This window comes from Amycolatopsis sp. NPDC041971, from assembly GCF_055588925.1.
Window position 1 is genome coordinate 45,050 of record NZ_JBVJCE010000030.1, and the last position, 12,730, is coordinate 57,779.

A 12,730-nucleotide genomic window follows, 5' to 3' on the forward strand; every position below is an offset into this window, starting at 1 on the left:
TCTTCCAAGGCGCTCTGCGCCCGACGGAGACTTCACCGTCGGGCGCCTCTTTTGGGCCGAAGGCCCCCGGAAACGCGATGAAGGGGCGCCTGCTCACTCACCATGCCGTTGAATGCCAACGGCGCCCCTTCGGCGCGTCTTCGTCAGCGCGCGACAGACATCACGTCTGGGCCTTCCCGCCGGCATAGCGGGAGATGATCAACGCGACCAGGATGATCACGCCGTAGATCGCCTTCAGCCATTCCGGCGGCACCTGCGCGACCTGCAGCAGGTTGGTGACCGTCTGCAGGAGCAGCACGCCGGTGAGCGCCCCGACCAGAGTGCCCTTCCCACCGTCCAGTGAGACACCGCCGATCACCGCGGCGGCGAACACCTGAAGGATCAGTCCGTCACCCTGATCGGCGCCGAGCGCGCCGACGTAGCCGGTGTACGCGAGTCCGCCGAGCGCGGCCAGTACCCCGGCCACGACGAAGACACCCCACGAAATCCGATCGACGCGGAGACCGGCGGCTCGCGCGGCTTCCCGGTTGCCGCCGATGGCGTACAGCGACCGGCCGATCCGGTGATACCGCAGCCCCAGCCCGAACACGGTGAACAGCGCCGCGGCCAGCCACACCGACATCGGCAGCCCGAGGAACGTCGTCGTGGCCAGCGCGGTGAACACGTCCAGCCGGTCGAACAGCGTCTTCCCTTCGGTGGAGCCGATCTGCGTGCCGCGCAGCACCGTGAGCATCGCCAGCGTGACGATGAAGGCGTTCAGCTTCAGCTTGACGATCAGGAAACCGTTCACGAAGCCGACCGCGGCACCGGCCACCAGCACGGCGAGGATGCCCGCGAAGCCGGGGATCTCCGTGCCGAAACCCGAAGACGCCACCGGGATGACCAGCATCGCGCCCAGCGCGGGCGCCATGCCCATGGTGGATTCCAGCGACAGGTCGAACTTCCCGGTCAGCAGCACGAGCGATTCGCCCAGCACCACCATCGACAGCGCCGCCGAGGCGGACAGGATCCCGACGATGCTGCCGAAGGTCAGGAACGTGTCACTGATCAGTCCTCCGATGACCAGGACCACGACCAGCGCCGGCACCAGGGCGAGTTCGCGCAGCCAGCGGAACTTCCGGCGCTTCGGCGGAGCCGCGAAGGACGTTCTCGGGTCTGTTGTCAAGGCTCGACTCCTTCGATGTCGGCCACCAGGTCGCCGTCCGACCAGCCCGCCCCGTGTTCGGCGACCACGGCCCCGGCGCGCAGCACCAGCACCCGGTCGCTCAGACGAAGATCGTCCAGCTCGTCGCTGACGATCAGCACCGCCTTGCCCTCCGCTCGCACCCGGTCGACGACCGCGAGCAGCGCCTCCTTCGACTTCACGTCCACGCCCGCGGTCGGGTTGATCAGCACGACCAGGCGCGGATCCCCGGCCAGCGCGCGAGCCAGGACGACCTTCTGCTGGTTGCCACCGGAAAGGTCGGACACCGGCTGCTCCGCGTCGGCCGCGACGATGTCGTAGTCCATCAGCGCCTTCGACGCCTTCGAGTACCGCACGCCCGGTGGCGCGAGGCCGCCCTTGCCGAGCCGATCCAAAATGGACAGTGTGGTGTTGTCCATGATCGAGTGTTCGAGCACCAGTCCTTCGTGGTGCCGATCCCTCGGCACACAGCCGATCCCGGCGCGGATCGCGGCCGGGATGTCGCCCGGCTTCAACGGTTTCCCGTTCACCCTGATCGTGCCGGAGGCCGGAGAACGCAGTCCGTACACGGTTTCGGCGACCTGGTGCTTGCCGCTGGCGTTGCTGCCCGCGAGGCCGACCACCTCACCGCGGTGGATCCGGAAGGTCACGTCGCCGAACCCGTCACCCGAAAGCCCGTCGACGGTCAGCACCTCGTCGGCGTCCGGCGCCAGCGCCTCCCGGGTCGAGGCGTCGCGGACGGAAAGCCCGCCCTGCTCGCCGGTCATCGCCTCGATCAGCTCGGCACGGCCGACCTCCGAAACCGGCGCGGTCAGGATGTGCTCGGCGTCGCGCAGCACGGTGACCGCCTGGCACACCTCGTACACCTCGTGGAGGTGGTGCGAGATGAACAGGAACGTCACCCCGCTGTCCTGCATCTGGCGCATCCGCGCGAAGAGCCGTTCGATCGCCTGGCTGTCCAGCTGCGCCGTCGGCTCGTCGAGGACGATGAACCGGGCACCGTAGGACAACGCCCGCGCGATTTCGACGAACTGCCGGTCCTCGACCGAAAGCTCCCCGGCCGGGGTGTCGACGTCGACGTGGACGTCCCACGAGTCGAGCAATTCCCGCGCCTGGCGCCGCAGAAGCTGCCAGCCGATCGCGAAACCCTTGCGCGACTGTTTTGCCGAGCCCTCGGTGGGAACAAGTACCTCGGACTGGCGGTTCAGGAACAGGTTCTCCGCGACGGTCAGCTGCGGGACGACCATCGCGTGCTGGTAGACGCAGGCGACCGCGCGTTTCCAGTCATGCTGCTTGGACAGGGGCGGCGCCGGGACGCCGCCGAACTCGACGTGACCGGTGTCCGTTTTGGACAGTCCGGTGAGGATGGAGACGAGCGTCGACTTCCCGGCACCGTTGCGGCCGACGAGCGCGTGCGACTCGCCTGGATGCACGGTGAGACTGACATCGGACAGCGCCACGGTCGGGCCGTAGCGTTTGCCGACGCCCTGTGCGCTGACCACCGGCACGGCGGCGGATCCGGCGGGCAGCGCGCTCACAGGTTGTTCCCCCAGAGGGCCTTGTCGTCCACGTTGTCCCTGGTGACGACGGGCGCGGGGAGCTGGTCTTCCAGTATCCCCGGCCGGATTTCGACGACGGTGCTGCCGTGGTCGGTCGGCCCGGCCCGGAAGGTCTCCCCCGCCATCGCCCTCTTGATCCAGTACATGCCGTACTTGGCGTAGTCGTCGGCGGGCTGGGAGACGGTCGCGTCGAGTTCGCCCGCTCGGATCGCGGCGAGTTCCTGCGGGATGCCGTCGTTGCTGACCAGCACGACATGCTTCGGGTCGCCGACCGGGAAGTAGAGGTTCTTGCGCTTGAGCGCCTGCTGCGTCGGCGCCAGGTAGACGCCGCCCGCCTGCATGTACACCGCCTTGATGTCCGGGTTGGCGGTCAGCAGACTGTCCAAACCGGACGAAGCCTTGTCCGCCTTCCATTCGGCGGCGATCTCCAGCACCTGGACCTCCGGGTACTTGGTCTCCACACACTGCCGGAACGACTCGGAGCGGTCGCGGCCGTTGACCGAAGCCAGATCGCCCATGACCTGCACGACCTTGCCCGACTTGACCTTCGCGCCGATCGCCTCACAGGCCTTGGTGCCGTACGCCTTGTTATCCGCGCGCACCACCATCGCGACCTTGCCGCTCTCCGGCGCGACGTCGACCGCCACCACCGGGACGCCCTTGTTCTCCGCCGCCTTGAGCCCCGCGACGACGGCGGCGGAGTCGAGCGGCGTCACGACCAGCCCCTTGACGCCCTGGTTGAGCAGGGTGTTGATGTCGGTGATCTGTTTCGCCGGATCGCTGTCCGCGTTGACCGGTGGCAACGCGTCGACGCCCTGCTCCTTCGCCTTCTGCGGTACGTAGTTGTTGTAGGCCTGCCAGAACGGCGAGGTCAGCAACGGGATCGTGGCGCCGACCTTGCCGCCCTGCGCTCCGCCGGACCCCGGCTTCGGCGCGTTGTCCTTCGTGGACCCGCAGGCCGACAGGGCCAGCCCGAGCGCGGTCGCCGCGGCGGCCACCTTGATCACCCTCGTACGCACCGCATCCTCCTTGATGACAGCGAAAGTCCCTACTGCTGCTGGACCGGACCGCGCGGACGCAGCCCGTACATCCCTCCGTCGACGGCGAGCGCCGTTCCCGTGGTCGAAGCCGCCAGCGGGCCGGCGAGGTACACGACCGCGTTCGCGACCTCGTCCGCGGTCACCAGCCTGCCCATCGGCTGGCGGGCGGCCAGCGCGGCCCGTTCGGCCTCCGGGTCGCCCGCGGCGTCGAGCAGCCTGCCGACCCATGGGGTGTCGACGGTGCCGGGACAGACGCAGTTGACCCGGATCCCGTCGGCGAGGTGGTCGGTCGCCATCGCCAGGGTCAGTGAAAGTACCGCGCCTTTGCTGGCCGAGTACAGCGCGCGGTTGGACAGGCCCGCCCACGCGGCGATCGAACAGGTGTTGACGATCGCGGCCGACGGCGACTTCTTCAGATGCGGCAACGCCGCCCGCGCCGGCCGCACCATGCCGACGACGTTGATGTCGAGGACGCGGTGCCATTCGTCGTCGCTGTTGGCGGTGACGTCACCCTGCGCGCCGATCCCCGCGTTGTTGACCAGGACGTCGAGCCCGCCGAAGCGCTCGGCGACGGCGTCGATCGCGGACCGGACCTCGTCGTCGGAACCGACGTCGCACCGGAATCCGGTCAGGCCTCCGGGAAGGTCACCGGGATTCAGGTCGAGGACCGCGACCTGCGCCCCGCGTGCGGCGAGCAGATCCGCGGTGGCCCGGCCGATTCCCGACGCACCTCCGGTGACGGCCGCGACGAGGCCTTCGAACTCACTCACTTGCTTGTCTCCGTCCATTCCGGACCGTCGGGGAAGGTGAACCTGCGCAGGGTGGCGTCGTGCATCCGTGCCGAGAAGCCCGGCGCGGACGGCGCGACGTAGCGGCCGTCGACCACGGCGGCCGGATCGGTGAAGTGCTCGTGGAGGTGGTCGACCCATTCGATGGACCGGTCCACGTCGGAAGCGGACACGGCCACGAAGTCGAACATCGACAGGTGCCGCACGAGTTCGCACAGCCCCACCCCGCCGGCGTGCGGACACACCGGGATACCGAATTTGGCCGCCAGCAACAGGATCGCGAGGTTCTCGTTGAGCCCGCCGACCCTGGCGGCGTCCAGCTGCAGCACCGAGATCGCGTCCGCCTGCAGCAATTGCTTGAACACCACGCGGTTCTGGACGTGCTCGCCGGTGGCCACCCGGATCGGGGCGAGCGCCTTGGCGATCGCGGCGTGCCCGAGCACGTCGTCCGGCGAGGTCGGTTCCTCGATCCAGTACGGGTCGTACGGCGCCAGCGCGGTCATCCAGGTGATCGCGGTCGAAACGTCCCAGCGCTGGTTCGCGTCGACGGCGACGTGGATGTCGGGGCCGACGGTCTCACGGGCGAGTTTCATCCGGCGGACGTCGTCCTCGAGATTGCCGCCGACCTTCAGTTTGATCATCGCGAAACCGTCCGCGACCGCCTGCTCGGCGAGCCGGACGAGTTTCGCGTCCGAGTAGCCGAGCCAGCCGGGGGAAGTGCTGTACGCGCGGTACCCGTCACGCTCGATCCGGGCGATCCGCTCCGCGCGGCCGGGTTCGGCGGCGCGAAGGATGTCCAGCGCTTCCTGCTCGGTCAGCGCGTCGGACAGGTAGCGGAAGTCGACGAGGGAGACGAGGTCCTCCGGCGACATCTCGGCGGCGAAACGCCAGACCGGGAGCCCGGCGATGCGCGCGGCGAGGTCCCAGGCCGCGTTGACCACCGCGCCGATCGCCATGTGCGCGACGCCCTTTTCCGGGCCGAGCCACCGCAGTTGCGAGTCGCCGATCAAGGCGCGGGACAGGTCACCGAGCGCGGCTGCGTCGGTGGGCACGTCCCTGCCGACGACGTGCGATTCGAGCGCCCGGATCGCCGCGGCCTGGACGTCGTTGCCGCGTCCGATCGTGAAAGCGAGCCCGTAACCGTCAGGGCCGCCGTCGGTGTGCAGCACGACGTACGCGGCCGAGTAGTCCGGGTCCGGGTTCATGGCGTCCGAACCGTCCAGCTCCCGCGAGGTGGGGAAGCGGACGTCGAGCACCTCCATGCCCACGATCTTCGCCATCACGCCTGCCTGACGGTCTGGCGCTGGCGGCCGAGGCCGTCGATCTCGAGCTCGAGGACGTCCCCTTCGCGCAGGTACGGCTTGGGGTCCGGCTGACCGAGGGCGACGCCCTGCGGGGTACCGGTGTTGATGAGGTCACCGGGGCGCAGCACCATGAACCGGCTCAGGTAGTGCACGATCTCGGCGACCGTGAAGATCATGTCCTTCGTCGAGGAGTCCTGCTTCTTCTCGCCGTTGACCCACAGCCGGAGGCCGAGGGCCTGCGGGTCCGGCACCTCGTCGGCGGTGACCAGCCACGGGCCGAGTGGGTTGAAGTTCTCGCACGACTTGCCCTTGTCCCACTGGCCGCCGCGTTCGAGCTGGAACTCGCGTTCGGAAACATCGTTCGAGACGGTGTAGCCGGCGACGTACTCGAGGGCTTCTTCGACGCTTTCGAGGTAGCGCGCGGTCTTGCCGATGATGACGCCGAGCTCGACCTCCCAGTCGGTCTTGGTCGAACCGCGCGGCACGAGCACGTCGTCCTCCGGGCCGACGACGACGTCGGAGGCCTTCATGAAGACGACCGGCTCGGCCGGGACGGCAACGCCGGACTCCTCGGCGTGCCGCCGGTAGTTGAGACCGACGCAGACGACCTTGCCCGGCCGCGCGATCGGCGCGCCCACCCTGGCCCGTGCGGCTTCGGGACCGGCTTCGGGCAGCTCACCGGTGGCCAGCCCGGCCGCGACCCTGGCGACGCCGTCGCTCGCGAAGAAGCCGCCATCGATGTCGGCGGTCAGCTTCGAGAGGTCGCGCAGCGTGCCGTCCCCAGCACGTACGAACGGACGCTCACTTCCCGGCTCGCCGAGACGCAACAGCTGCACGGATTTTCCCTTCCGGCCGAACCGTCGACAATCAACGGCTCCAACAGCAACGAACAGACATCCGATGTATACCCGACGACCTCCGAGAAGATCTAGGGGTCGCCTGGATCTGTGCCGAAAATTGATCGGATCAGTTGCGACAACCCGGAGTGCCGTGAGTCACAGCGGGAATAGTTACCTATTCTAAGCAAGTTGTCGTCCGCGGAACCGTCACTGGGGAGAGGAAGAGCATGACCATCGCGCCCGAGCGAGTGGAAGAGTCCGTCGCGCGACCGAGCACGACCGGACGCGCCCGGTTCGTCCTGATTCTCGGCGGCCTGTCCGCCTTCGGGCCCCTGTCCATCGACATGTACCTGCCCGCGCTGCCGCAGATGGCGGGGGAACTGCGCGCGGCGGACGCGACCGTCCAGCTCACGCTGAGCGCGTTCATCATCGGGCTCGCCCTCGGCCAGCTGGTCCTCGGCCCGCTGTCCGACGCGATCGGCCGCCGCAAACCGCTCGTGGCCGGGCTCGCCCTCTACCTGGTCGGCTCGATCCTGTGCGCTTTCGCCCCGACCGCCGATCTGCTCATCGCCGCCCGCGGTGTCCAGGCCTTCGGCGCGGCGGCGGGCATCGTGATCGCCAGGGCGACCGTGCGCGACCTCTACTCCGGCACCGCGATGACGAAGTTCTTCTCGCTGCTCATGCTGGTCAACGGGCTCGCCCCGATCCTGGCGCCGATCATCGGCGGCCAGATCCTGAACTGGACCTCGTGGCGCGGCGTGTTCGTCTGCCTGACCGTCTTCGGCGCGATCCTGCTCGCCGTCGTCTTCTTCCTGCTCCCGGAACCCCTGCCCGAGGAACGCCGCACTCCCGCGCGGTTCGGCTCGGTGATGCGGAATTACGCCAGCCTGCTCCGGGACCGCAGCTTCCTCGGTTACGCGCTGGCTTCCGGCCTGATGTTCGGCAGCCTGTTCGCCTACATCTCCGGTTCGTCCTTCGCCCTGCAAGGCGTCTACGGCCTGAGCCCGCAGGCGTACAGCCTGGTGTTCGGGCTCAACGGCATCGGCATCGTGGCCGTCGGCCAGCTGAACGGGCGCATCGTCGGCCGCTTCCCGGAACGGACCCTGCTGACCGTCGGGCTCGTCATCGCGGCGGTCGCCGGCTTCGGCGTACTGGCCGCGGCCGTGCTGGACCTCGGGCTGATCGGCCTGCTGATCCCGCTGTTCATCCTGGTGTCGAGCATCGGCATGGTGGCGCCGAACTCGAGTTCGCTGGCACTGGCCGAACAGGCGCGATCCGCCGGTTCGGCGTCGGCGCTGCTGGGCGTGCTGCAGTTCGTCGTCGGCGGGCTGGCGACGCCGCTGGTCGGACTGGGCGGCGCGGGCGCCGCCGTCCCGATGGGGATCACGATGGCGGCCTTCGGCGTGCTCGCCCTGCTGGCCTTCGGGACCATGACGCGGCCTTCGCGGCCCTTGGCGCCTCTCGCTGTTCCGCAGGAGGCCTGACCCGCTGACCCAAGTGTCATGAAAGGGTCGTTCAGGACATCTTCCGTCCTGAACGACCCTTTCATGACATCCGCCGGGCACCGGCAACGATCGCGGCCGGGAGCCGATCACACAGAGTTCGAGCACGGAATGAAGGATCGGTTAACCCATCAGTAGGAATGTCGGGTAACCCGCGTCACGGGCCCGAAACCGCCCCGTCCCAGCCTCGGACGAGAAAGGGAGATCATGGGATACGGGAGGATGAGGACGTTGGCACCCCGGGACGAATGGTCGGTCGGCTGCCGGGATCTCGCGGGCAGGCGCAGGGACGTGACGGTGTTCGTGAGCAGCGACAAGATCGTGCTCGTGGCGCCGCCCGGCGAGGCCGCCGTACTCGGGCCGCTGGACGTGGGGCGCTTGCGCGCCGCACTCCGCGACGCCGTGGTCGCGGTGGCGGAACATCCGGACCACAGTGAATGACAACTACCGTTCCTACTTCTGAGTAGGTAGAGTCGGCCCCGTTCGGAAGGAGCCGGCCATGACCACCTACTTCGTGACGGGCGCGACGGGTTTTCTGGGCAAACGCCTGGTCGCGCGCCTACTACGGCGACCTGAGACCGTAGCCGTCCATGTTCTCGTGCGGGAGACCTCACGCGGGAAGCTCCCGAGCCACGAGAAGCTCGTTCCCGTCACCGGCGATCTGACCGAACCCACGCTGGGCATCGACCCGGCGAAAGTGGGTCCCCTCGACCACGTGGTGCATCTGGGCGCGATCTACGACCTCACCGCGGACGAAGCGGCGAACCGCGCGGCCAACGTCGACGGCACCCGCAACGTCCTGGAGTTCGCCGCCGCCGCTAAAGCCGGGCTCTTCCATCACGTCTCGTCGATCGCGGTCGCCGGAAAGTACGCCGGGCGCTTCACCGAAGCCGACTTCGACCTCGGCCAGAGTTTCACCTCGCCGTACCACGCGACGAAGTTCGAGGCGGAGAAACTCGTGCGACGGCACGGGAAAACGCCGTACCGGGTGTACCGGCCGTCCGCCGTGGCCGGTGATTCGCGCACCGGCGAGATGGACAAGATCGACGGCCCGTACTACTTCCTCCCCGCGATCTCCCGGCTCGCCGCGCTGCCCCGCCGTCTCCCGCTGGCCGCCCCGGATCTCGGTGCCACGAACATCGTGCCGGTCGACTACGTCGTCGAAGCGATGGAGCACCTCATGCACGTCGACGCGCCCAGCGGCAGTACGTATCACCTCGCGTCGCCCCGGCCGCAGCCACTGCACGAGGTCTACAACGCTTTCGCGCGGGCCGCGGGAGCGCCGAAGATTTCCGCCGTCCTTCCCCCTCGGCCGTCCGGAGTGCTGAAGCGCGCCGGAACCCGGCTGGCGAAATCCGCGGCGGCCGGTCTCGACCGCGTACCCGGCGGACGGTCGGCCCGCGCGGCGGTCCTGACCGAACTCGGGATCCCGCTCGAAGTCCTGCCCCATCTGAGCATGGAGGTCGACTTCGACACGAGCGCGACCACGGCCGCCCTCGAGGGCAGCGGGATCACCTTGCCCCCGTTGAAGGAGTACGCCGGTCCGCTTTACCGGTACTGGCTCGAGCACCTGGACCCCGATCGCGGCCGCCGCCGTCCGGGGCCGGATCCGCTCGACGGCCGCAAGGTCCTGATCACCGGCGCCTCATCGGGCATCGGGCGCGCGTCCGCGCTGGCCGTCGCCGCGAAGGGTGGCGAAGTGATCCTCGTGGCCAGGCGCGCGGACGAACTCGAAGAGGTTCGCGAGCAGATCGTCGCGGCGGGCGGGAAGGCCTCGGCGTATCCGTGCGATCTCACCGACGGCGGCGCGGTCGACGCGCTGGTCAAGGACGTGCTCGCCGCGCACGGCGCCGTCGACATGCTGGTCAACAACGCGGGCCGCTCCATCCGGCGCTCGCTTTCACTGTCCACCGAACGGTTCCACGACTTCGAGCGCACGATGGCGATCAACTACTTCGGTCCCGTGCGGCTGACGCTGGGCCTGCTGCCGTCGATGACCGCGCGCGGGTTCGGCCACGTCGTCAACGTGACCACCCAAGGACTCCAGACCGACACCCCGCGGTTTTCCGCTTACCTGGCCTCGAAGGCCGCGTTGGAGGAGTTCGGACTGACCGCCGGACGGGAGACGCTTTCCGACGGCGTCACCTTCACCTCGGTCCGGATGCCGCTGGTGCGCACCGACATGATCGCGCCGACCGGGTCCTACCGCGGCATGCCGTCGAGCTCTCCCGAACGCGCCGCCGCGCTCGTGGTGAAGGCACTGGAGAAACGGCCCGAGATCCTGAACCTGCCCGAAGGCACGGCCGCCGAACTGGTGACGCTCGTCGCACCCAGGACGACGCGGTTCTTCGCCCACCTCGTCTACCGCGCGATGCCCGAGTCCGCCCCGGAAACCCGTGGCCTGCCCCGGAAGGCTCCGCTCGCCTCGGTGGCGGGCGCGGTCACCAGGCTGGTCTGGCGCCGCCGTCCCTGACGTCCTCGCCGCCGGGCTCGATCGGGGCGCGCGCCCGGCCGCTACCATCGGTTTCCGATACGCCGGGGGGTCGGCGGACTCGGGCCGAGGCAGGACGAGCAGGGAAGGGGCAGTGTGGACGTCGCCAGTCCCCCGCTGACGACCGGACCGGACGCCACAGGGATGTCAGCGGTACGTCCGTCCAGGACAGTGCTGCGGCTTTCCCTGCACGTGGCTTGGGCGCTCGCGCTCGCCGTCGCCACCGAACTCCGGGTGGGGCGCTTCGGTTTCCACCCGTCGGACCAGGGTTTCATCCTCGCCCAGGCATGGCGCGTGTTGCACGGCGAAGTCCCGCACTCCGACATCATCTCCGCACGGCCGCTGGGTTCGGCGTACCTGCACATCGTCGACTTCGTGCTGCCGGGCCCGCTGTTCTTCGTCTCCAGCGTGCTCAGCATGCTGGAGATCATCCTGGCGACCATCGCGTTCGCCGCGCTGGTCACCCGCCGTCGCGTCCGCGACTGGGGGCCGGGGCTCACCGGGCTGACGGCGGCCGCGTCGCTGCTGAACCTCAACGCCTTCCCGCTGATGGCGTGGCACACGATCGACGGGATCTTCCTGACCGCCTGCGGTGCCTGGGCGCTGGATTCGGGGCTGCGCAACGGCAAAGCCTGGCCCCGGTGGCTCGGCCTGGTGCTGCTGGGCGCCGCGGTGTTCGTCAAACAGAGTTTCGCGCCGGTGCCGCTGATCGCGTTGTGCTGGCTGCTGCTGCACCCGTCGCTGCGGGAAGGCGCGTTCCGCACCCGCCACTGGTGGGGGCGGCTGGCCTGGGATCTGCTGGCGTTGGGCGGTCTTCCGGTCTTCTACATCGGAATCGTCACGTTCGACGGCGGGCTCGGCGCGATGGCCGAGCAGCTCACCGGCGGCCTGCCCGCGTACGGCGAACGGCTTCTCGGTCTGTGGCTGGAAAATCCCGAAACCCTGCTGCGTCCGCCGGTGCGGGGCCTGACCTTCTTCGCGATCGCCGGGGTGCTTGTGGCCCTGCTCGGGATCTTCCGCGAGCGCGCCGGATTCGCCGGGGCGATCCTCGCGCGGCTGCTGCTCCTGGCGGGGGTGGCGGTGGTGGTCGGCACCGTCGTGGATGGACACTTCACCGGCGCTTCGCGCTGGGCGGACGTCCTCTGGTGGATCCTCGGTGTCGCGCTGCTGGTGAACTGGGTGGCGAAACGTCAGTTCCCGCGCATGGGCGCGCTCGTCTTCGCGACCGGCTTCATGACCAGCCTGTCCTGGGGGAACGACACGCCGACGCTGTTCACCGGAACACTGGCGCTGACGGCGATCCTGGAGCTGTCGGACGCGCTGCCCCCGCTGCCGGATCCGCCTCGCCGGATCGCTTTGGCGGGCGCCACGGCGATGGGCCTGGTCGCGCTGCTGGCGTCGGGCTGGGCCGTGGTCGTGCACCACGACGAAGCCGCGTACCTCGACATGTCGCGCGAGAAACTGACCGGTGACCTCGGCACGGTGACGCCGTCGATGCGCGGCATCCGGACGAATCCGGGCACTTTCACCTACATCTCGCAGATCCAGGGCTGCGTCACGCGCTACCCCGCGGGGCGCACGGCGGTCCTGCCCGACAACCCGTTCGCCTATCCCGCCTTCGGCCTGCGCAACCCGTTCCCGTTGGAATGGCCGCTGCCGCTGGAGATCGTCGCCGACGCCCCGCAACGCATGCTCGCGAGGGCCGACGAGCTCAACCGCGAAGGCGACTACCTGGTGCTGTTCCAGACCGTGAGCATGCCGGCCCTGGCCAAGGGCGGTCCGGTGCCCGCCGAGGTTGCGGGCGACGCGCCGATTTTCGACTACCTGGGGCTGGAGAACGCGCTGCGGTCGCGGCTCACCGGGCAGACTGTCACCTGCGGCAGCTTCATCGGCAAGTGGGCGCCGCGCCCCTGACGCGGTTTTTCCCTCTCCCGGGGGTCCTTTCCCGGTGCAAGCCCCCACCCCCAAGACAAAAAAAGGGGGGGGCGTTTACAACCGCATCCCCCGGGAGGACAGAAAACAAG

At 69.1% G+C, this 12,730-nt stretch carries 10 protein-coding genes; 4 read left to right on the plus strand and 6 right to left on the minus strand.

Annotated features, from left to right (window positions below):
- Nucleotides 1-160 precede the first annotated feature (160 nt).
- The 6 genes from ACZ6DT_RS38770 to ACZ6DT_RS38795 are packed head-to-tail and all read right to left on the minus strand — an operon-like array spanning nucleotide 161 to nucleotide 6,710.
- On the minus strand, nucleotides 161-1,165 hold the full coding sequence (locus tag ACZ6DT_RS38770) for an ABC transporter permease (RefSeq protein ID WP_465604602.1): 1,005 nt from the start codon (nucleotides 1,163-1,165) through the stop codon (nucleotides 161-163).
- On the minus strand, nucleotides 1,162-2,721 hold the full coding sequence (locus tag ACZ6DT_RS38775; protein WP_465604605.1) for a sugar ABC transporter ATP-binding protein: 1,560 nt from the start codon (nucleotides 2,719-2,721) through the stop codon (nucleotides 1,162-1,164). The genes ACZ6DT_RS38770 and ACZ6DT_RS38775 overlap by 4 nt, the downstream gene beginning before the upstream one ends.
- The gene (locus ACZ6DT_RS38780; protein ID WP_465604608.1) at nucleotides 2,718-3,761 is read right to left on the minus strand and encodes a sugar ABC transporter substrate-binding protein; all 1,044 of its coding nucleotides are present in this window, start codon (nucleotides 3,759-3,761) and stop codon (nucleotides 2,718-2,720) included. Before ACZ6DT_RS38780 ends, ACZ6DT_RS38775 begins: the two co-directional genes overlap by 4 nt.
- A gap of 29 nt (nucleotides 3,762-3,790) precedes the next feature.
- Nucleotides 3,791-4,552 (minus strand): SDR family NAD(P)-dependent oxidoreductase, encoded by a 762-nt coding sequence (locus ACZ6DT_RS38785; RefSeq protein WP_465604611.1) that lies wholly within the window; start codon nucleotides 4,550-4,552, stop codon nucleotides 3,791-3,793.
- Nucleotides 4,549-5,850 (minus strand): enolase C-terminal domain-like protein, encoded by a 1,302-nt coding sequence (locus ACZ6DT_RS38790; protein WP_465604614.1) that lies wholly within the window; start codon nucleotides 5,848-5,850, stop codon nucleotides 4,549-4,551. Before ACZ6DT_RS38790 ends, ACZ6DT_RS38785 begins: the two co-directional genes overlap by 4 nt.
- The gene (locus ACZ6DT_RS38795) at nucleotides 5,850-6,710 is read right to left on the minus strand and encodes a fumarylacetoacetate hydrolase family protein (RefSeq protein WP_465604617.1); all 861 of its coding nucleotides are present in this window, start codon (nucleotides 6,708-6,710) and stop codon (nucleotides 5,850-5,852) included. The genes ACZ6DT_RS38790 and ACZ6DT_RS38795 overlap by 1 nt, the downstream gene beginning before the upstream one ends.
- 230 nt (nucleotides 6,711-6,940) lie before the next feature.
- Between ACZ6DT_RS38795 and ACZ6DT_RS38800 the strand changes: the two genes are divergently transcribed.
- The 4 genes from ACZ6DT_RS38800 (at nucleotide 6,941) to ACZ6DT_RS38815 (ending at nucleotide 12,620) form a co-directional block, all read left to right on the plus strand.
- A complete protein-coding gene (locus tag ACZ6DT_RS38800; protein ID WP_465604619.1) occupies nucleotides 6,941-8,197 on the plus strand; it encodes a Bcr/CflA family multidrug efflux MFS transporter in 1,257 nt (418 codons plus the stop codon).
- 240 nt (nucleotides 8,198-8,437) lie between these two features.
- Nucleotides 8,438-8,656: a hypothetical protein gene (locus ACZ6DT_RS38805; protein WP_039922712.1), complete on the plus strand. Its 219-nt coding sequence runs from the start codon at nucleotides 8,438-8,440 to the stop codon at nucleotides 8,654-8,656.
- Between the two features lie 58 nt (nucleotides 8,657-8,714).
- Nucleotides 8,715-10,688 (plus strand): SDR family oxidoreductase, encoded by a 1,974-nt coding sequence (locus ACZ6DT_RS38810; protein ID WP_465604621.1) that lies wholly within the window; start codon nucleotides 8,715-8,717, stop codon nucleotides 10,686-10,688.
- A gap of 114 nt (nucleotides 10,689-10,802) precedes the next feature.
- A complete protein-coding gene (locus tag ACZ6DT_RS38815) occupies nucleotides 10,803-12,620 on the plus strand; it encodes a hypothetical protein (protein WP_465604624.1) in 1,818 nt (605 codons plus the stop codon).
- Nucleotides 12,621-12,730 lie beyond the last annotated feature (110 nt).